The following is a 20366-nucleotide window of genomic DNA, read 5'->3' as shown; positions in this document are numbered from 1 at the left end:
AATGATAAAATAGTGGTGCTCATCAAGGTCCTTCTTTCTAATGGATTGTACGGTAACACCATTAAAGACCTTGATGGGTTTTTCTGTCCACTTAAATGTTCAACTTAAATTTTACAATCTGCCTTATATTAAGTTTATCATATATTTTTATCTCCAAAATCTTTCAAAGCATCTAATAATGTAACAGCCGCCCACAATAAAAGCCCCGCTCGTTTGAGTGAGGCTTTTATTCGATCAAGTACTATGCTAGTACCGTCACGGAGCAACTAGGCTTCCCATTCAATTTTCATAGTCTGCGTCATACCCACGCGACTATGCTACTAGAGGCAGGAGCTTCTGCCAAAGAGGTCCAAGTGCGTCTTGGCCATAGCAGAATTTCAACTACCCTAGATACCTATGTCCACCTCAGCAATAAAAAGAAGTATCAGACAGCTAACTTATTCGATCAGATTGCTAAGATGTAAATTCCTTGCCCACCATTTGCCCTCAAAGTATCTTTCGTCTTGCCCACGAAGATACTTCATGTGGGCAAATGGTGGGCAAAGTACCTTATATTGGTCTAATTTTGGTCTAGTTTGTGAATTCTAGCAAGTAACAAATGCTGATATACCAGCATTTAGTCATCATCAATTTGCTCATCGGTCTTCAAAACGGCCATAAAGGCTTCCTGTGGGATATCAACCTTCCCGACGGCCTTCATCCGCTTCTTCCCGCGCTTCTGCTTTTCCAGCAGCTTGGCACGCCGGTCCGGATCACCCGTGTGGATCCGGGCGGTAACGTCCTTCCGGTAGGCCTTGATGTTGGTCCGGGCGATGATCTTTGAGCCGATCGCCGCTTGAATTGGAATTTCGAAGTTCTGTCGCGGAATGATCTTCTTCAGCTTAGCGGTGATGTCACGACCACGCGCTGCCGCAAAGTCCTTGTGGGCAATGAAACTCAGGGCATCGACCTTGTCCCCGTTGAGCAGGATATCGATCTTGACCAGCTTGCTTGGCCGGTAGTCGTCAATCTCGTAGTCCAGGGAGGCATAGCCCCGGGTCGAGCTCTTCAACTTGTCGAAGAAGTCAAAGATAATTTCCGACAGCGGAATGTGGTAGATAACGTTCACCCGGGTGTCGCTCAGATATTCCATCGTGTCAAAGACGCCCCGCTTGCGCTGACAGAGCTCCATCACCGGACCAACGTAATCGTTTGGCACCATGATCGAGGCACGTACGAATGGTTCCTTGATGTCCTTGATTGAGGAAGCATCCGGCATCTCGGCCGGATTTTCGACTTCCTTCATCGAACCGTCCGCCAGGTCAACATGGTAGGTAACCGACGGGGCGGTCGTGATCAGGTCCAGGCCAAACTCCCGCTCCAGCCGTTCCTGCACCACGTCCATGTGGAGCAGGCCCAGGAAACCACAGCGGAACCCGAAACCCAGGGCCTGTGATGATTCGGGCTCAAAGGTCAGGGCAGCATCATTCAACTGCAGCTTTTCCAGCGCATCCCGCAGGTCGTTGAACTTGGCATTGTCGGTTGGGTACAACCCGGCGTAGACCATCGGCGTCATCCGCCGGTAGCCTTCCAGTGGCTTAGCCGTCGGGTTGTCGGCATTGGTGACCGTATCACCGACCCGGGTATCCTTGATGTCCTTGATGGCGGCGGTAATGTAACCAACGTCCCCGGCCATCAGCACGTCTCTGGCCAGTGGCTTCGGGGAGTTGATGCCGACCTCGGCCACCTCGTACTCGGTACCGCTGTTCATCAGCCGGATCCGGTCACCCTTCTTGACCGTTCCTTCAAAGATCCGCACGGACAGAACCACCCCGCGGTAGTCATCGTACTTGGAGTCGAAGATCAGGGCCTTGAGAGGCGCCGTCAGATCACCGGTCGGGGCCGGGACGTCCTTGACGATTTTCTCTAGGACCTTGTCAACGCCCAAGCCGGTCTTGGCACTGACGTCCACCGCCTCACTGGTATCCAGACCAATTTCGTCCTCAATCTGGGCCTTCGTGCCGTCCGGGTCGGCGGATGGCAGGTCGATCTTGTTGATCACCGGCAGGATCTCTAAGTCGTTATCCAGTGCCAGGTAGGTGTTGGCCAGCGTCTGGGCCTCAACCCCCTGAGTGGCATCAACGACCAGCAAGGCCCCTTCACAGGCCGCCAGGGACCGCGAAACCTCATAGGAGAAGTCGACGTGCCCGGGAGTGTCGATCAGGTGGAAGATGTAGTCCTGCCCGTCCTTGGCGTGGTAGGTCAGGGCTACCGCGTTCAGCTTGATGGTGATGCCCCGTTCTCGTTCCAGGGGCATGTCATCCAGGACCTGGTTCTTCATTTCCCGCTTGCTAATCGAGTCGGTCAGCTCCAGAATCCGATCGGCCAGGGTCGATTTCCCGTGATCGATGTGGGCCACGATCGAGAAATTTCGGATGTGCTTTTGCCGCTCTTTCATTTCATCTAGACTCATTGTCATTTCTATCTTCACTACTTTCTACGCAAATACTATTCCTAGTATAACAAACTCTGCTGAGGAATGACCAGTGATAGTACAAAAGACGACCAGCCCAGCTGATCGCCTTTTTAATAATATTAGTTATGATCCTCAAAGGCATCCTTGAGCTTATCCAAAACGGACTTCTTGACGCCCTTGACCTCTTCGCCACTAGCTGCGGCAAAGGCCATCATGGCTTCTTTCTGACGCTTGTTCAGACTCTTCGGGGTCTTAACATGAATCGTCACGAATTCGTCACCGTTCCCCTTGCCGTTGAGGTGCGGAACCCCCTTGCCACGCAGACGGAAGTTGGTCTCGGACTGAGTCCCGGCTGGAATCTTCAGGCTGACATCCCCGTGGACGGTCTTGACCTGGACCTCATCCCCCAGTGCCGCTTGGGCAAAGGAGATGTCACGGTCGACATTGATAGTCGATCCATCACGTCGGAATTCGCGGCTCGGTGTGACCCGGAAGACGATGTAGAGGTCCCCGGCCGGGCCGCCATTTTCACCGGCGTCACCCTGACCCTGGAGACGCATCTGCTGGCCGTCGTCAACCCCGGCTGGAACCTTGACTTCCAGTTCGTGGCGCTCGTGAACGTGCCCGCTCCCGTGACAGGTGGTACAACGATCTTCCGGCTTGATTACCTGACCGGTCCCGTTACACTCTGGGCAGGTCGTCTGGGACTGGATGTTGCCCAGCGGCGTCTGCCGAACGGTCACAATGAAGCCCCGGCCGCCACAGCGCTGACAGGTCGAAGCGGATTTGCCCGGCTTAGCACCGGTCCCGTGACAGGTCTTGCACTGCTCATCTCGATCGTACTTGATGGTCGTGGTCTTCCCAAAGACGGCATCCATAAAGTCCAGGGTCATGGCATACTGAAGGTCCCGGCCCGGACGCGGTGCCGTTGGGTCCTGCTGACGAGCACGGCCACCACCAAAGAACTGGCTAAAGATGTCGTCAAAGCCACCAGCACCGCCGAAGCCTTGACCACCAAAGCCCTGACCGCCGAAGCCACCAAAGCCGCCCTGGCCGGCACCGGCCTGGTCAGCCGTGGTCCCGAACTGGTCGTACTGAGCCCGCTTGTTCTTGTCATGCAAGACCTCGTAGGCCTCGTTGATCTTCTTAAACTTTTCTTCCGCTCCCGGTTCATGGTTGACGTCAGGGTGGTACTTAGCAGCCAGGCGCCGGTAAGCATGGTTAATGTCTGAGTCTGAGGCGTCCTTAGAAACACCTAAAATATCATAGTAACTTTCTTCTGCCATTTATATCCCTCACAACTTAATTGCTTGTTTAGTTATACCACACTTCGCAAAGCAAAGTAAAAGCCAAAGTCCTGTCAAACGATGGCCTTTGGCTTTTTACTTACATTTTTGTCTGATTACTTCTTGTCGTCTGGCGTAACGTCCTTGAAGTCGCCGTTAACGGTATTGCCATCATCGCCATTTTGGCCGTTGTTACCGTTGTTGGCACCACCGTTATTCGGGTTTGCGCCACCTTGGGCGTTGCCCTGTTGGCCCTGCGCCTGTTGGTAAAGCTTGACACTCAGGTCCTGGATAACCTTGTTCAAGGCATCCTTCTTAGCCTTCATGTCATCCAAGTTGCCGCTCTCCTTGGCCTTCTTCAGGTCGTCACGAGCGCTTTCGGCCTTCTTGATGTCGTCTTCAGGAACCTTGCCCTTGACTTCCTTCAGGGTCTTGTCGACTTGGAAGAGCTCCTGGTCAACTTCGTTCTTGAGGTCAACCTCTTCCTTCTTCTTCTTGTCGGCAGCGGCGTGCTCTTCGGCATCCTTCTTCATCCGTTCGATTTCTTCATCGGACAGGCCGGAGTTGGACTTGATCGTGATGTTTTGCTTCTTGTGGGTCCCCTGGTCTTCGGCAGAAACGTTTACGATCCCGTTCTTGTCGATGTCGAAGGTAACCTTGATTTGTGGAACACCACGAGGAGCAGCTGGAATGTCAGTCAGCTGGAAGTTTCCCAGGGTCTTGTTGTCGGCAGCCATTGGCCGTTCACCCTGCAAAACGTGGATGTCAACGGCAGACTGATTATCAGCAGCCGTGGAGAAGATCTGACTCTTGGAAGTTGGGATGGTCGTGTTCCGATCAATCAGCTTGGTGAAGACACCACCCATGGTTTCAATCCCCAGGGACAGTGGCGTAACATCAAGCAGCACAACGTCCTTAACATCACCGGTCAGCACACCACCCTGAATGGCAGCACCGAGGGCAACGGCTTCGTCAGGGTTGATGGAGTGGTTTGGTTCCTTGCCAGTCAGGTCCTTAACCATTTCCTGAACGGCTGGGATCCGGGTAGAACCACCGTTTAAGATCACTTCGTCAATGTCATCAAATGACAGGTCAGCATCCTTCAAGGCATTCAGAACCGGTTGCTTAGTCCGTTCAACCAGGTCATTAGTCAGCTGGTTGAATTGGGCACGGCTCAGCGTCTTTTCCAGGTGCAGTGGGCCGTTTTCACCAGCGGAAATGAATGGCAGGCTGATTTGGGCTTCTTGAACACCGGAAAGGTCCTTCTTGGCCTTTTCAGCGGCATCCTTCAGCCGTTGCAGGGCCATCTTGTCAGTAGAAAGGTCAACGCCGTGTTCTTCCTTGAAGCCGTCGATCAACCAATCCATGATCTTTTGGTCGAAGTCATCCCCACCCAGGTGCGTGTCACCGTTCGTGGAGAGTACTTGGAAGACCCCATCACCGAGTTCCAGGATGGAAACATCGAAGGTCCCACCACCAAGGTCGTAAACCAGGATCTTTTCATCCTTGTCCTGCTTGTCCAGGCCGTAAGCCAGTGAGGAAGCAGTTGGTTCGTTGATGATCCGCTTAACGTCTAAGCCGGCAATCTTTCCGGCATCCTTGGTTGCCTGACGCTGAGCATCGTTGAAGTAGGCTGGCACAGTGATAACGGCCTTGTCAACCGTGTCACCGATGTAGTCTTCGGCGTACTTCTTCAGGTATTGCAGAATCATGGCAGAAATTTCTTGTGGCGTGTACTTCTTGCCATCAACTTCAACCGTGTAGCCGGCTTCACCCATGTGACTCTTGATGGATGAAATCGTGTTCGGGTTAGTGATCGCTTGCCGCTTGGCAACTTCACCAACTTGAGTTTCGCCATTCTTGAATGAAACAACGGATGGCGTCGTCCGACTACCTTCCGGGTTAGTAATAATCTTTGGTTCGTTACCTTCCATCACGGCAACGGCGGAGTTAGTAGTACCTAAATCAATACCAATAATCTTGTTACTTGCCATTGTTTAATTCCCTCTTTTTAATATTTAATTATCATTAATTATTGTGCAACAACAACCATTGCTGGGCGCAGGACCCGGTCCTTCAGCTGGTAGCCAGCTTGCAGAACCTGGACCACGGTGTCTGGCTTTTGATCCTCCTGGACCGGAACGGTTTGAACCGCCTGATGCAGGGTCGGATCAAAGGGCTTATTCAAAGCCTCGATCTCGGTAATTCCGTGATCGTTTAAGGCGGCAATCAGGTGGTCGTGAACCATCTGAATCCCGTGCTTGAGCTGCTTACCGTTTTCGTCCGTAACTTCAATCGTCAGGGCGCGCTTCAGGTTGTCCAGCACTGGCAGGACGGACTTAGCGAGGTCCTGACCGTCATACTTTAAGATCTGGGCCCGTTCCTTGTTGAAGCGGTTCGTCATGTTTTGAATCTCCGCCTCAGCCCGCAGGTACTTGTCGTCCTTGTCGTCGAGTTGTTGCTTCAAATCCTTGATCTGCGTTTCAAGCTCTTCTTCACGGCTTGGCTTAGCGGCTTTGTCAGCCTGCTTTGCCTGCTTTTGCTCATCCTTTGCTTCAGATGAGGCCGCTTGTTTCTTGGCTTGCTGTTCTTCCTTGTCTGCCAATTAACTCGCCTCCTATGAATCGTAGTAATGTCGATAGAAACCTAACAGACGCTTGGCCAACTCCTGCCGGAAGGCATTCACCAGACCAATTGTCCGTGAGTACGGCATTCTGGTCGGCCCGAGCACGGCGATGATGCCCTTGCCATATTGGTCAACATCGTAGGTCGCCGTAATCAGACTGTAGTTGTCGAGTACCTTATCCTTGGAAATCTCGGAACCAATCCGCACGTTGACGCCCTGATCGTTAAGATCGGCGTCAAGCAGGTGGGAGAGCTGATCGTTGTGGTCGAGCAGCTGGTACATCGTCTGCAACGACTGCGGATCCTTGTTGTTCGAGAAATTCAAAAGGTTCAGTCGGCCGCCAATGAAGAATTGCTCCCGGGCAGCCTTGGAAACGACATTATCAAAAAGATCCAGGAAGCCATCGGCGCTGTGCATGTAGTGCATGACGCGCAATGGGATATCGTCATTCAGCCGCTTCAAGACAGTTGACAGTGGCAGACCGACCAGCTGGTCATTGATCATTCGAATGACTGCTTGTAAGGCCTCCGGGTCAACGTCCCGTGACAGGGTGAAGGCTTGGCTCTCCACGTCACCGCTGTCGGTAACCAGGATGGCAATTACCTTTTGGTTGCCCAGCGGGACCAGGCGGAAGCCGCTCAAACGAACGTCTTCTTGCTCTGGCTTCAGGGTCACGGCGGTGTATGACGTCAGGTTTGATAAAATATCAGCCGAGTGCGAGATGATTTCATCAATCTTCTGGAAACTGGTCCCCAACGAGTTCTGAATAACGATCAGGTCGTTATCGGTGACCGCCCGCGGATTAAGCAGGTGGTCAATGTAATAACGGTAACCGTCCTTGGAAGGCACCCGCCCCGAAGACGAGTGTTCCTTGGCAATCAGGCCCTGCTTTTCCAGGACCGCCATCTCGTTGCGCACCGTCGCCGGGCTGACCTTAAACGGCAGCTTCTCGGCCAGATGCTTGGAACCCACGGGTTGACCAGTTGACGTGTATTGACGTACAATCGCTTGCAGGATCTTGTTTTGACGCTGTGTTAGCATATTAATCACTTCCCCTTTTAGCACTCTTTAGGGTTAAGTGCTAAGCACACTGTATAATATACCAACCGCCACGCTAAAAGTCAAGAAATGTCAAAGAGTTTTGAGGAGATTTTTTAATGGATAATAATCAGCAACGCTACCTCCAGCCGCACAGTGCACAAGAGGCAATGGAGATCATTCAACGCCTCTTCAACAAGTACCGTAACGCGCCACTGACCAACGAGCTGCTGGCCTATCACAATAACTTGATCTACCGCCTGCAGTCGGACATCAAAGAAGCGGCCAAGAAGGAAGGCAATCCAGAGCGCCTAAAGGAGATTGACCAGATGACCGACATCATGCGTTCCTGGACCAACCTCAAATTGACCGGCCACCCCTTCCACGGCAAGATGCGGCATTTTCAACTGGCGACGGATGACGGGCCAAAATTCAAGCGTCACGTGCATCGCATTCATCAAACCAGCAGCCACCGCGCGAGTCGGCATTAATAAAAACGAGCTGCCTAAAGGTGAGCTCGTTTTTATTAACCGGGTTATTTATTGGTAATGCTGATGCTGGCGTTAGCATATTTATCCGGGCCCTGGTCAATCAGGTCCACTACCGCCCGTGCGACGGCCTTGCGGGTAATCTTACTGCCCTTGGGCTGTTCGCCCTCAAGATCAATCTTGTAGCTCAGCTCCTCCCCGCTCGTGATGTTGGGCAAGCGCAACAAGGTAGATGAGACCGGACCTGCGGCAATCGCGTCGGCAGCTGCTTCATATTCCGGCATCCGCTTCAGCAGCATGTTGAGCATCATTCCCCGGGCACCCTTGATTTCGTGGTGGATCCCCAGTCCGGTGATCCAGTAGATGTGCTTTACTCCCGCCTCCTGAGCGGCCGTCGCAATGTTTTTAGCCTGGTCGAGAATCATCTTTCCGGACACGCCGGCGATCACGATATCCTGTCCCTGCATTGCCTGGACCAGGCTGTTCTGGTTGAGGGCATCAGCCTCAACAACTTCGTAATTTGCGTTAGCTAACTTAGCCGCCGAACGGGTCATGGCCCGCAGGTGGTGACTGCTTTGCTCCAAACGCGCGCAAATTTCTTGCCCCAGCGGGCTCGTGGCCCCAATCACTAAAATCTTCATTTCAATCGCTCCTTTGTTTTGATTAGAACGATCATACGCCCGCTCCGGTTACCCGAGGCAAGGGAAAATTTGATTTTCATCGTAAAAAGGCCAAGCACCGCAACAGTGCTTGGCCTTTGCTTTTAGGATAGGATTTGATCTTCGAGTACGGGCCGGTGGGCAACCACCTGACGGGCCGCCTGTTCGTCACGCTTCATCTGAGCAACGAGCTCGTCGGCCCCGGCAAACTTCTCTTCACCGCGTAGGTACTGGTACCAGCGCACCTTGACCTCTTCGCCATAAACCATCTGGGAGAAGTCAAAGAGGTTAATCTCGAGGGTTAGTTGGTTATCGTCGCCAAAGGTAATGTTATGGCCAACGCTCGCCATTCCCCCGTACCAGTGGCCACCGATCAAAACGTCGGTGGCGTACACGCCGATCCCGGGAAGGCGCTCCGGCGTTGGCGTCTCAACATTGATGGTCGGGAAGCCCAACGTCCGCCCCCGGGCCAGGCCGTGAACAATCAGGCCGGTGGTGGTGTAGTAGTAACCGAGCTCCGCGTTTGCCTCCTGGACCTGGCCGGCATCGATCAGCTGACGAATCAGGCGGGACCCCACCTTTTCATTGCCGTCCTCCGTAAATTTCGGCACCGTCACGACCTCAAAACGGTCACGGGCATAGGTGGGCAGCTTGTCCATCGAGGCAGTTTCGGCCGGGCCATAGGTGTGATCAAAGCCCGCCACGACGACCTGGCTGTGAAAACCGTCTACCAGGTACTGGTCGACAAAGTCTTGGGGTGCCAGCGCAGCAAACTGGGAGGTAAAGCTGACGAGGTAAACGCGGTCGACGCCCAGCTGCTCCAACAGAGCCAGCTTGCGTTCGGTTGTTGAAAGGTACTTGAAGCCGCCCGGATATTGCCGGTAAACGACACCGGGTGCGTGACTATAGGTGAGCACCGCCAAAGGCAAGTTCCGTTGCTGAGCAATCTCTTTGGCCCGCCGAATGACCGCCTGGTGTCCCCGGTGAACCCCGTCGAAGAAGCCCATCGCGAGCACGACGGGTCCCGCTGGAATCAGCTGGGGATCCAGGGGATGATGAATTTTAATTACTTGCACGACTCATTCCCCCTATTTAACCGAAAACATCTTGGTTGGCTTGTAGTACCGGTGGTCACGGTGATACAGGGCTTTGACGGCCTGTTGATACTTCAAGACGATTGAATCACCGGCCGGCTTAACCTCACTCTCTTTCAGCCAGCCCCCATTTTGCACCGCTTTCCACTGGTCGGCACTCAGTTCCATGGCCGGGTAGTCCTTGAGGGCGTAGTCGAGCGGGTAGAGGTAGTGTTGAATCGTTCCCGTAGCAACGGCGTCCTGAACATCGCTCAGGCTCAGCGTTTGGTCGAGGGTAAAGCCCCCACTCTTCAGCCGGGTCAGCCAACTCATTGTTCCCGGATACCCCAGGTTTTTGGCAAGATCCACCACCAGGGTTCGGACGTAGGTTCCCTTCGTGCAGTCGACCTTGAATCGAACCCGCTGCTGCTTGGCCTGGGCATCATAGTTGGTCCCCAGAAGGGCAAAGCGCTCAATGGTGACGTGGCGAACCGGGCGCTCAACCGTCTCCCCGGCCCGAGCGTACTCGTAAAGCCGTTTACCCTTGACCTTGACGGCCGAATACATCGGGGGAATTTGGGTGATCTCGCCAGTCATTTTATCCATCTCTTCCTGGATCCTTTCAGCGGGAATCGCTGCAGTCACCGGTTGGGCCGCAATGATCTCCCCCTCCAGGTCCTCGGTCGTGGTCGCCTCACCGATTAAAAGCTCACCCTGATACTGTTTTCCCGACTGCATCAGGTAGTCGACGACCTTGGTGGCGCTGCCGACACAGATCGGCAGGACCCCGTCAACGGCCGGATCAAGCGTCCCCGAGTGGCCAATTTTTTTAGTCTGCAGGATTCTGCGTAAGCGACTGACACAGTCAAAGCTCGTCATGCCACGTTCTTTGTATAAGGGAATAATTCCATCCATTCCATCATTCCTCCACGAAAATTGAAAGTGAGTGGAAAACAACCAGTAAAGTGGGGCGAAAGGCTACTAAGGCGTCGGCTTTTGTCCGTAGTCAGATAGACTTGCTCCGCTGCGCTAGACACTAGCCCCACGGTTACGTCACGTAGTTAGCCTCTGGTTTTCCACGTTATCAAAAAAGCGGGGTAATTCACCCCGCTCTTGTTAGTTCTTTTCCTGTTGGTGTAGCTGGTTGATTAATTGATCAATTCGGCTACCGTAGGCGATCGACTTGTCCCGTTCGAACTTGATGGCCGGGGTCTTGAAGATGTTCAAGCGGGCCCCCAGTTCGCTCCGGATCAGGCCGGTTGCCTTATCAAGGCCGGCCTGAGCCTTTTCACCGTCGGAAGCCAAATCGGACAGCAGACTGTAGTAAATGGTGGCCTGCTGAAGATCACCGGTCACGTCAACGCCGGTAATAGTAATGCCCTTCACCCGGGGATCACGCACCCGTTTTAACAGGATATCGTCAACCTCCCGCTGGATTTCACCAGCCAGGCGGTCAACCCGAAATTGTTTGCTTGGCATAAAATTCTCCTTCAGTTCTACTTAACCGGAACTTCCTTCATTTGGTAAGCTTCGATCACATCGTTTTCCTTGATGTCGTTGTAGTTGGCAATCGTCAGCCCACATTCAAAGCCGGCCTTGACTTCCTTAACATCGTCTTTGAATCGTTTCAGGCTCCCCAGTTCACCTTCGTAAACGACCACGCCGTCACGAACCAGACGAACCTTGGAGTCCCGGGTAATCTTACCGGAAGTAACCATTCCACCGGCAATCGTCCCAATCTTGGAAGCCTTGTACAATTGACGAACTTCAACTTCACCAATCGTCTCTTCCTTGTAGACTGGTTCCAGCATCCCCTTCATGGCATCTTCAACTTCCTCGATGGCCTTGTAAATGACCCGGTGAAGCCGAATATCGATGTTATTGGAGTCAGCCAGCGACTTAGCAACTGGTGTTGGCCGAACATTGAAACCAATGATAACGGCGTTGGAAGCTTCGGCCAGGGTAACGTCGCTCTGGCTGATGGCACCAACGGCCTGGTGAATAATGTCCACCCGGACGCCGTCAACCTTGATCTTCTGCAGACTCTGGCTCAGGGCCTCAACGGAACCCTGCACATCGGCCTTGATGATCAGTGGCAGGGTCTTCATCTTCCCCTTCTGCATCGTAGCAAAGAGGTTGTCCAGGGTAACGTGAGAAGTCCGTTGCCGTTCCTTTTCCTGAGCCTGCTTTGCCCGGGCTTCACCAGCTGCCCGCGCCGTCTTTTCATCGTCGAAGGCCACGAACCGATCCCCGGCTTCCGGCACGTCGTTCAACCCGGTGATCTCAACTGGTGTGGCTGGTGTAGCAGACTTGATCCGGCGACCATTTTCGTTGGTCATCGTCCGAATCCGACCAAAGGTATTGCCGACAACGACTGGGTCCCCAACGTGAAGGGTCCCCTGCTGAATCAGGACGGTCGCAACTGGACCTTTACCCTGGTCAAGCCGTGCTTCGACAACGGAACCGGCACCGTTCTGGTCTGGGTTAGCCTTTAATTCCATCATTTCGGCCTGGAGTAGAATCATGTCCAGCAGCTCGTCGATGTTCTTACCAAACTTGGCTGAGATGTTGACGAAGATCGTGTCCCCACCCCAGTCTTCAGGGATCAGGTTGTACTTGGCCAGCTCTTCGGTGACCCGGTCGGGGTTAGCACCCGGCTTATCAATCTTGTTGATGACAACAATGATTGGTGTCTTCGCTGCTTGGGCGTGGTGGATGGCCTCGACCGTTTGTGGCATGACCCCGTCATCAGCCGCAACCACCAGCACGGTGATATCAGTGATGTCAGCACCCCGCGCACGCATTTCGGTGAAGGCCGCGTGCCCTGGCGTATCCAGGAAGGTGATTAGCTGGTCATTGTAGTGAACCTGGTAAGCACCGATTTCCTGGGTGATCCCACCGGCTTCGTGCTCGGTGATGTGGGAGTGACGCAGCTTGTCCAGCAGGGTCGTCTTCCCGTGGTCAACGTGACCCATGACCGTGACAACTGGTGGCCGTGAAACGAGGTGGGTGGTGTTTTCTTCCTCTTCCTCGAAGATCTTGTCGATATCGGAAACATCCACTTCGACCTTTTCCTTGGCTTCGATGCCGTAATCAGCAGCCAGAAGTTCAATCGTGTCCTTGTCCAGTGACTGGTTCTGGTTGATCATTACCCCCAGCATGAACAGCTTCTTAATGATCTCAGCTGGTGACCGGTGCAAGAGCTTGGCCAGGTCTTGGGCGTTCATTCCTTCGCTGTATTCCAGAACGTCCGGTAATGGCTTATCCTTCCGCTGGGTTGGCTGCTTGTGCTCAACCTCACGGAGACGGCGGTTCTTATTGTGCTTGTTCCGCTTGTTGCGCTTCTTGTTGTGGCGGTTATTGTTATTGTTGTTTAAGCTGCCGCCGAACCGGCCCCCACCATTATGACGCTGGTGGTTATTGTTTTCGTTATTTTCACGCCGGGTTTGCGCTTCGGCATGGTTGGCCTTGTGTTCGTGACGATCCTCATGCTGCTGACTAGCCTTTTGTTGGCCCTTGTTATGAGAATGGTTCTCCTGGTGCTTGGCAGGCTTTTCCTTTGGCTGGGGAGCCTGCTTAGCCTTTGCCTGCGGCTTAGCGCCACCATTCTTCACAACGCTGCGCAGCTTATTGGCTTCTTCGGGAGTTACCGAAGACATGTGGCTCTTAATCGCCATGCCTTGCTGCTTTGCCACCTTCACCAAGTTCTTACTTGGCATCTTGAGCTCTTTTGCTAGTTCATAAATTCGTTCCTTGGCCATACGCTCACGCTCCTTATTCCATTGTTGTTAATTCCTCAAACTTTCTTGCAAATCCAGATTGCATCACACCAAAAACGGTTCTTGCCTGGCCCGTTGCCTGACTGAGTTGTTCCCGCGTAAAGTGCTGGTCGCACGGGACATGATAAAACTTACACTTGTCGGTAAACTTCTTCACGCTCGCCGCACCCGCATCACTTGCGAGGAAGACAAACTTTGCCTTATTCGTTTGAATGTTTTTTAAGACGATCCCCTCGCCACTGGTCAGCTGACCCGCGCGACGGGCAAGTCCCAGCAGATTCAAGATCGCTTCTTGATTAGTTTTTTGCATCTTTGCCAAAGAGTTCTTGCCGTGCCTGCAGGTGGTCAGTGTACTGGATCAACTCATCGTAAAATGAGTCATCTAAATCCACGTGAAAGGCCTTTTCAAAGGTCCGTTCCGCCTTGGCCCGTTTGGCAATGGCAACGTCAACGGCGATGTAGGCCCCCCGGCCGGCTTTCTTACCGGTTGGGTCGAGGGAAACCTCACCATCCTTGTTCTTAACGACCCGGATCAATTGTCGCTTGGGCATCATTTCGCCCGTTACAATATCCTTGCGCATCGGTATTTTTCTCTTTTTCATTATTTTCACCCCGTTGCTCAATTATTAATTCTACTGTTATTCTGCGTCCGTTGGTTGATCATCGCTTGCTGCGGGTGCGTCATCGGTCTTCGCCGGTGCATCCTCATCAGCCATGGCTTCCTGCTTTTCCAGCTCTTCCATTTCAGAAACGGACTTGATATCAATCTTGTACTTGGTCAGCCGGGCAGCCAGCCGGGCGTTTTGACCCCGCTTCCCGATGGCCAGTGACAATTGATTGTCGGGAACCACAACCGTGCAAGAACGCTCAACTTCCTTTGGTGCTGGCGCTTCACTTGCACTGTTTTCTTCCGTCTCAGGTGCGTCCGTGTCAGTGTCCGCCTGATCTTCTGCCGACTGGTCTACGTCTTCAACTTCTGGTGCCGGTTGTTCTTCCGGTTCGTTGAAGATCACGTCCTGGACGTCGGCCGGGTTGAGGGCGTTGGCAATGAACTGGGCTGGATCCTTGACGTATTCAACGATGTCCATGTTTTCGCCATCCAATTCGTTGACGATTGCCTGAACCCGGGAGCCCCGCGGACCAACGCAGGTGCCGACTGGGTCAACATTTGGATCGTTGGAGTAAACCGCGACCTTGGCCCGGTCACCGGCTTCACGGGCGATGTTTTCAATCAGAACGGTCCCATCCTTGATTTCTGGAACTTCCCGTTCGAAGAGCCGCTTCAACAGTTCCGGAGCAGTCCGGCTAACGTAAATCTGCGGTCCCCGCTTGTCATCGTTGACCCGGGAAACGTAAACCTGAATCCGGTCGTGAACGTGGTAGTGCTCGTTTGGCATCTTGTCCCGGAAGCCCATTGCCCCCTCGACACCGTCACCAAGATCAACGTAGGTAAAACGCTTGTCTTCCCGAGAAACCTCACCGGTAACGATCTCGTTTTCGTAAGTCTTGTACTTATTGTAAATGATCTTCCGTTCTTCTTCCCGCAATCGTTGCATGACAACTTGCTTGGCAGTTTGGGCAGCGATCCGACCAAAGTTGCGTGGCGTCACCTCTTCACGAATTTCGTCGCCAACATCGTAGCCCTGGCCGTGAGGCAGCTTCCGGGCGGCTTCTAAGCTCATGAATTCGTTCGGGTCATTTTCGACGGCTTCTTCATCGTCGGTGATCGTCTTAACCGCGTAAACTCGAATGTTACCGGTCAGAGAGTTAAATTCAACCTCAACGTTTTTCTCACCATAGTTTTGCTTGTAGGCCGTTTCGAGCGCTTGCTCGAGGGCGTCAATAATAACTTCTTTCTTGATCCCCTTTTCCTTTTCCAGGTAGTTCAGGGCGCCAATCATTTCCTCATTGACTCTTGACTTGCTCACTTGAGACACTCCTTTAATTAAAACTTGATTGCCAACCGTGCTTGGGCAATTTTACTCCGGTCGATGACGACCTGGCGATGACGGGTCTTGTCCATGTAATCCAACGTTAATTCCTTATCCGACAGCTTGGTCAGGGTTCCCTCGTAAACCTTCTTGCCATCGATTTGCTGGTAGAGAGAAACGTGGATGTAATCATTAACCGCCCGCTGGTAATCCTGTTCATTCTTCAGCGGCCGTTCGGCACCCGGTGATGACACCTCCAGGAAGTAGGCTTGGGGAATCGGGTCAGGCTCGACATTGTCCAGGGCCTCGCTCAGTTGATCGCTGACCGTCGCACAGTCTTCCAGAGTGATTCCGCCGTCCTTGTCAATGTAGACCCGCAGGTACCAACTCTTCCCCTCCTTGACGAATTCAATGTCGTAAAGGTAGAAGTCGTGTTCTGCCAGGATCGGTTCAACCAGTCCCTTGACGGTTTCGACAACAGTACTCATATTTTGTCACCTCCATCGTTTGCAATAAAAAGAGCGAGCATCACTGCTCACTCCCACGAGTTATTTACCATGACTTAGTTTAACATAATTACATTGTAAAGACAAACTAAAGACAAACTAAAGACAAACTAAAACACCAACCATTGACAAAGTGATTAGCTTCGTTAACGGTTGGTGCAAATTTTATTCCGTAGTTTTGCTTTTAGAACAGGCTCAGCTGGTTCTCATCCGGCAAATCGTCTAAAACATGATTGGTGGTGAGAAAGTCAATGAGCGTCTGCGAAACCTTGCCCCGGTCGGCCAGGTCTTCCTTCGACAGGAAGGGCTTTTCCTCTCTGGCGGCCACAATTTGCTTGGCAACACTTAGTCCCAGCCCTGGAACGGCCCGGAACGGCGCGATTAAGCTATCACCGTCAATCAACCAGTTTGAAGCATCGGAACGATTCAAATCCACCATCTTGAACTTGAAGCCCCGCTCCAGCATCTCGTTGGCCAGCTCCAGAATCGTCAGTAGATTCTTGTCCTTGGCGGTGGCGTCGTTCCCCTGCTGGCTGATCTCCGCCATCCGGTGCTTGACGGCGTCCTTGCCGTGAGCCATGGCAACGACATCGAAGTCATCGGCCCGCACGGAGAAGTAGGCGCAGTAGTAGACCAACGGGAAGTAGACCTTAAAGTAGGCAATCCGCAGCGCCATCAAGACGTAGGCGGCGGCGTGGGCCCGCGGGAACATGTACTTGATCTTAAGGCAGGAATCCATGTACCACTGCGGGACGTTAGCCTTGCGCATCTTTTCCTGCCATTCGTCCGGGATTCCCCGGCCATGCCGAACGGATTCCATCACCTGGAAGGAGGTTTCGGAATCCAGCCCATAGTGGATCAAGTCGGTCATGATGTTGTCACGACAACCAATCACGTTGGCAATCGTGGCCGTCCCCTCCTTGATCAGCTCCTGGGCGTTGTCCAGCCACACCCCGGTCCCGTGCGAGAGGCCAGAAATCTGCAGCAGCTGTGAGTAGTTCTTCGGGTGAGTGTCGTTTAACATCCCCCGGACGAAGCGGGTCCCGAATTCCGGCAGTCCCAGCGTCCCGGTCTTACTCTGGATCTGTTCCTCGGTCACACCGAGCTGCTTCGGGCTGGAGAAGAGCGACATGACACCCGGATCGTTCATTGGAATCGTCCGCGGGTTGATCCCGGAAAGGTCTTGGAGGGCACGGATCATCGTCGGGTCATCGTGACCCAGGATATCCATCTTCAGGATGTTATCGTGGATCGAGTGGAAATCAAAGTGGGTCGTTTCCCAAGCGGCGTTTTGGTCGTCGGCCGGGTATTGAACCGGTGTAAAGTCGTAGATATCCATATCGTCGGGAACAATGATGATCCCGGCTGGGTGCTGACCGGTCGTCCGCTTGACACCAGTTGCGCCCTTGGCCAGCCGATCTTCCTCGGCCCCGCGGAACTGAATATCCTTGTCCCGCTCGTAGGCCTTGACATACCCATAAGCGGTCTTATCGGCCACCGTTCCGATCGTCCCGGCCCGGAAAACGTTCTTCTCACCGAAGAGGACCTTCATGTAGTTGTGGGCAATCGGCTGGTAGTCACCGGAGAAGTTCAGATCGATATCCGGCACCTTGTTCCCCTTGAACCCTAAGAAGGTCTGGAATGGAATATCGTGCCCATCTTTGACCAGGAGGGTGCCACACTTCGGGCACTTGCGTTCGGGAAGGTCAAAGCCCGAGCTGTATTCACCCTTGGTGTAGAAGTGGCAGTACTTACACTTCGGACAACGATAGTGCGGTGGCAACGGGTTAACCTCGGTGATCCCTGACAGGGTGGCCACCACACTGGAACCAACGGACCCCCGGGACCCAACCAGGTAACCATCCTTGTTGGACTTAGCAACCAGCCGCTGGGCAATCAAGTAAATAACCGAGAACCCGTTCTTGACGATACTGTTTAATTCCAGGCGCACCCGGTCTTGAACAATTTTTGGCAGTGGATCCCCGTACCAGGCCTTGGCAGTATTCCAGGTTCGGTCCTGAATTTCCTGCTCGGCCCCCTTCATGTGCGGCGTGTAAAGACGGTCCTTGACCGGTCGAATATCATCATCGATCATGTCGGCCACCTGGTGGGTATTGTCAACGACAATCTCGTGGGCCTTATCCGTCCCCAGAAAGCTGAACTCGTCGAGCATCTCATCGGTCGTTCGGAAGTGAACGTCGGGACGCTGAGTTCGGTTCAGTGGGTTAGCGCCACCCTGAGAATTGATCAAGATCTTGCGGTAGATACCATCGTGGGGATCCAGGTAGTGAACGTCACCGGTCGCCACCACCGGCTTTTTGAGTTCCGTTCCCAATTTGACCATGTTCTTAAGAATATCTTCCAAGTGGGCATCGTCGGCAATCACGTGCTGCTCCAAGAGTGGCGCGTAGTTTGGCTTGGGCTGGACCTCGATGAAATCGTAGTCCTGGGCCTTGCGCAGCGCAACTGGGTACCCCTTTTCCATCATTGCCGTGAAGACCTCGCCAGATGAGCAGGCGGTCCCCAGCAGGATTCCCTTGCGGTACTTCTCCAGCACCGTCCGCGGAATCCGCGGTACCCGGTGGAAGTACTTGACGTTGGCAAAGGAGACCAGCTTAAAGAGATTCTTCAAGCCAGCCTGGGTTTGGGCCAGCAAAGTCACGTGATATGGTCGCCCGTGCTTGTAGGCATCGTTATCGGCCATGTGCTTGTTAAGGTCGTCCACGTAACGAATCTCATACCGTTTTTCGGCGTCCTTGAGGAACTTGTAAAGCAGGTGTCCCGTGGCCTCCGCATCGTAGTTGGCCCGGTGGTGGTGTTCCAGCGAGACCTTGAACTTCTTGCTCAGGGTGTTCAGCCGGTAGCCCCGCATTTCTGGATAGAGGAACCGTGCTAGTGGCAGGGTATCGATGACCGGTTCGGTAATCTCTTCCATTCCGTGGCGCCGATAACCGGTATCCATGAAGCCCATATCGAAGGAAACGTTATGCCCGGCGATGATGCAGCCATCACAGAAGTCCTTAAACATCTTAAAGACTTCTTCTTCGGTCCTTGAGCCGTGCACCATTTCGTTTGTAATGCTGGTCAGGTTGGTTGTCTGTTCCGACAGCGGGAAGCCAGGGTCAATGAATTCGTCAAAGCGCTCTAGAACGTTGCCATTCTGCATCTTAACGGCGGATAGTTCAATCACCTTATCGTAGATGGCGGACAGCCCGGTGGTTTCCACGTCAAAGATCACGTAGGTGTTGCCCTTTAGGGTTGCGTGATTTTCGTTATAAACCAGTGGAATCCCGTCGTCGACCACGTTGGCTTCCATCCCGTAAAGCATCTTGATTCCAAATTTCTTACTGGCTTTAAATGCTTCCGGAAAGGCCTGGACGTTCCCGTGGTCAGTCACGGCGATTGCCGAATGGCCCCACTGGTGAGCACGCTGAGCTAGCTCGGTAATCGAATTGGTGGCATCCATCTGGCTCATCTCAGTGTGGGCGTGAAGTTCAATCCGCTTATCATCGTCTGGTGCCTTGTCCTGACGCTGGGTATGTTGGATCTGGTTGATGTCGTAAGCATTGATCACCAGGTCGTGCATCCAGGTATCTTCCTGCACCGGTCCGCGGACCTTCAGCCACATCCCCGCCTTAATGTTGGCAAACTGGGCTTCATCGTCGGCGTTGCGGGAGAACTTCTTAACCGCAAAGGAAGAGGTATAGTCGGTAATTTCAAAGGTCAGCAGCTGCCGGCCAGATCGCAGTTCGCGCACTTCAGAGTTAAAGACGTAGCCCTCAACGACCACGTTACGCTCTTCGCCCTGAATGTCCTTCATCTGGACCACCGGCTGCTGGTCATTGATCACTCGGCCAAGCTGAGCCGGACCATCGGCTGGTGTGGGTGCGTCTTTTTTGGCACGGCTCTTGGCCTTGGCGTTGTTCTTCTTGATCTGGGCCATCGCCTTAGCCGCCAGGGCCGCGTCGGCCGCCTCATGCTTAGCTTTAAGTTCCTTGATCATCGCCTGGGAGGCCGACTCGTCAACGAAGGGGTGAATCCGGAACTTAGGGAAGCCCAGTTCCTGGTAGCGCTGTTCAACCCGGCTCAGGAGCTTTTGTACTAAGAGATCCTTGACCACTTCATTTTCCACCACCAGGGTGACCCGGCCGTCCTTGACCTCGGGGCTGGTCTGCATGCAGGCCTGACGCAGCATCGCTGAGTCCTGGGCCGTTTCATCGACGATGTATTCCCAGTAGTCACCAATCTTCTGCTGGTCCAATTCGGTCATCGGGCTGCTAATCTGGACCCGTACCCCGGCAATATCGCTAAAGCCCCGGGTCAGGGCCGCCATTAATTCCTGAAACAGACTGAAGGGCAGCGCCTGACGAAAGAGCAGGTGAAATTCCCACACCCGCGAATTCTTGTGAACCACCACCGATTGGATGGCGGCACTTTGAAAGGCGGCATTGTCCTTTTCCGGGAAGTGAATCTGTTCCATTAATTTGCCAAACAGTTCGTGTCGATTCAAACCCAAGCTAATATC

Annotated in this window: 17 protein-coding genes; 2 read left to right on the top strand and 15 right to left on the bottom strand. The window is 53.4% G+C overall.

Annotated elements, in window-relative coordinates; genetic code table 11:
- Positions 1-233 precede the first annotated feature (233 nt).
- On the top strand, positions 234-464 hold the full coding sequence (locus tag OCT58_RS05250) for a tyrosine-type recombinase/integrase (RefSeq protein WP_438361114.1): 231 nt from the start codon (positions 234-236) through the stop codon (positions 462-464).
- A gap of 152 nt (positions 465-616) precedes the next feature.
- Here OCT58_RS05250 and lepA read toward each other — a convergent pair whose 3' ends face one another.
- The 5 genes from lepA to hrcA all read right to left on the bottom strand — a co-directional run bounded on the left by lepA (position 617) and on the right by hrcA (position 7408).
- Positions 617-2452, bottom strand: a complete 1836-nt coding sequence (gene lepA, locus OCT58_RS05245) for a translation elongation factor 4 (protein ID WP_267201835.1) — start codon at positions 2450-2452, stop codon at positions 617-619.
- Positions 2453-2574: 122 nt separating this feature from the next.
- A complete protein-coding gene (dnaJ, locus tag OCT58_RS05240) occupies positions 2575-3741 on the bottom strand; it encodes a molecular chaperone DnaJ (protein WP_267201833.1) in 1167 nt (388 codons plus the stop codon).
- A gap of 116 nt (positions 3742-3857) precedes the next feature.
- Positions 3858-5735, bottom strand: a complete 1878-nt coding sequence (dnaK, locus tag OCT58_RS05235) for a molecular chaperone DnaK (protein ID WP_267201832.1) — start codon at positions 5733-5735, stop codon at positions 3858-3860.
- 38 nt (positions 5736-5773) lie between these two features.
- Complete coding sequence (grpE, locus tag OCT58_RS05230; RefSeq protein WP_267201831.1) at positions 5774-6346, bottom strand: nucleotide exchange factor GrpE; 573 nt, start codon at positions 6344-6346, stop codon at positions 5774-5776.
- Between the two features lie 12 nt (positions 6347-6358).
- A complete protein-coding gene (hrcA, locus tag OCT58_RS05225; RefSeq protein WP_267201830.1) occupies positions 6359-7408 on the bottom strand; it encodes a heat-inducible transcriptional repressor HrcA in 1050 nt (349 codons plus the stop codon).
- A 116-nt stretch (positions 7409-7524) separates the two neighbouring features.
- On the opposite strand from hrcA, the gene OCT58_RS05220 reads away from it, so the two are divergent.
- Positions 7525-7896 carry a hypothetical protein gene (locus OCT58_RS05220; RefSeq protein ID WP_267201829.1) on the top strand — a complete coding sequence of 124 codons (372 nt, stop codon included), beginning with the start codon at positions 7525-7527 and terminating at the stop codon, positions 7894-7896.
- 44 nt (positions 7897-7940) lie between these two features.
- Here OCT58_RS05220 and OCT58_RS05215 read toward each other — a convergent pair whose 3' ends face one another.
- The 10 genes from OCT58_RS05215 to OCT58_RS05170 form a co-directional block, all read right to left on the bottom strand.
- Positions 7941-8534: an SDR family oxidoreductase gene (locus OCT58_RS05215; protein ID WP_267201828.1), complete on the bottom strand. Its 594-nt coding sequence runs from the start codon at positions 8532-8534 to the stop codon at positions 7941-7943.
- Between the two features lie 122 nt (positions 8535-8656).
- Positions 8657-9628 carry a riboflavin biosynthesis protein RibF gene (gene ribF, locus OCT58_RS05210; protein ID WP_267201827.1) on the bottom strand — a complete coding sequence of 324 codons (972 nt, stop codon included), beginning with the start codon at positions 9626-9628 and terminating at the stop codon, positions 8657-8659.
- A 12-nt stretch (positions 9629-9640) separates the two neighbouring features.
- A complete protein-coding gene (gene truB / locus OCT58_RS05205; protein WP_267201826.1) occupies positions 9641-10540 on the bottom strand; it encodes a tRNA pseudouridine(55) synthase TruB in 900 nt (299 codons plus the stop codon).
- 201 nt (positions 10541-10741) lie between these two features.
- Entirely contained in the window at positions 10742-11104 is a 363-nt protein-coding gene (gene rbfA, locus OCT58_RS05200) for a 30S ribosome-binding factor RbfA (protein ID WP_267201825.1), read from the bottom strand.
- A 17-nt stretch (positions 11105-11121) separates the two neighbouring features.
- Positions 11122-13386, bottom strand: coding sequence for a translation initiation factor IF-2 (gene infB, locus OCT58_RS05195; RefSeq protein ID WP_267201824.1), 2265 nt, complete (start codon positions 13384-13386; stop codon positions 11122-11124).
- 13 nt (positions 13387-13399) lie between these two features.
- On the bottom strand, positions 13400-13714 hold the full coding sequence (locus tag OCT58_RS05190; RefSeq protein ID WP_267201834.1) for a L7Ae/L30e/S12e/Gadd45 family ribosomal protein: 315 nt from the start codon (positions 13712-13714) through the stop codon (positions 13400-13402).
- Positions 13701-14006: an RNase P modulator RnpM gene (gene rnpM, locus OCT58_RS05185; RefSeq protein WP_267201823.1), complete on the bottom strand. Its 306-nt coding sequence runs from the start codon at positions 14004-14006 to the stop codon at positions 13701-13703. Before rnpM ends, OCT58_RS05190 begins: the two co-directional genes overlap by 14 nt.
- Positions 14007-14042: 36 nt before the next feature.
- Positions 14043-15332, bottom strand: coding sequence for a transcription termination factor NusA (nusA, locus tag OCT58_RS05180; RefSeq protein ID WP_267201822.1), 1290 nt, complete (start codon positions 15330-15332; stop codon positions 14043-14045).
- Positions 15333-15349: 17 nt separating this feature from the next.
- Positions 15350-15823 carry a ribosome maturation factor RimP gene (gene rimP / locus OCT58_RS05175; protein ID WP_267201821.1) on the bottom strand — a complete coding sequence of 158 codons (474 nt, stop codon included), beginning with the start codon at positions 15821-15823 and terminating at the stop codon, positions 15350-15352.
- Between the two features lie 202 nt (positions 15824-16025).
- On the bottom strand, positions 16026-20357 hold the full coding sequence (locus OCT58_RS05170; RefSeq protein WP_267201820.1) for a PolC-type DNA polymerase III: 4332 nt from the start codon (positions 20355-20357) through the stop codon (positions 16026-16028).
- Between the last annotated feature and the right edge of the window lie 9 nt (positions 20358-20366).

The organism is Limosilactobacillus kribbianus (assembly GCF_026413145.1).
In the GTDB taxonomy this organism is placed as follows: domain Bacteria; phylum Bacillota; class Bacilli; order Lactobacillales; family Lactobacillaceae; genus Limosilactobacillus; species Limosilactobacillus kribbianus.
This window is presented reverse-complemented; position numbering and strand designations above follow the sequence as displayed.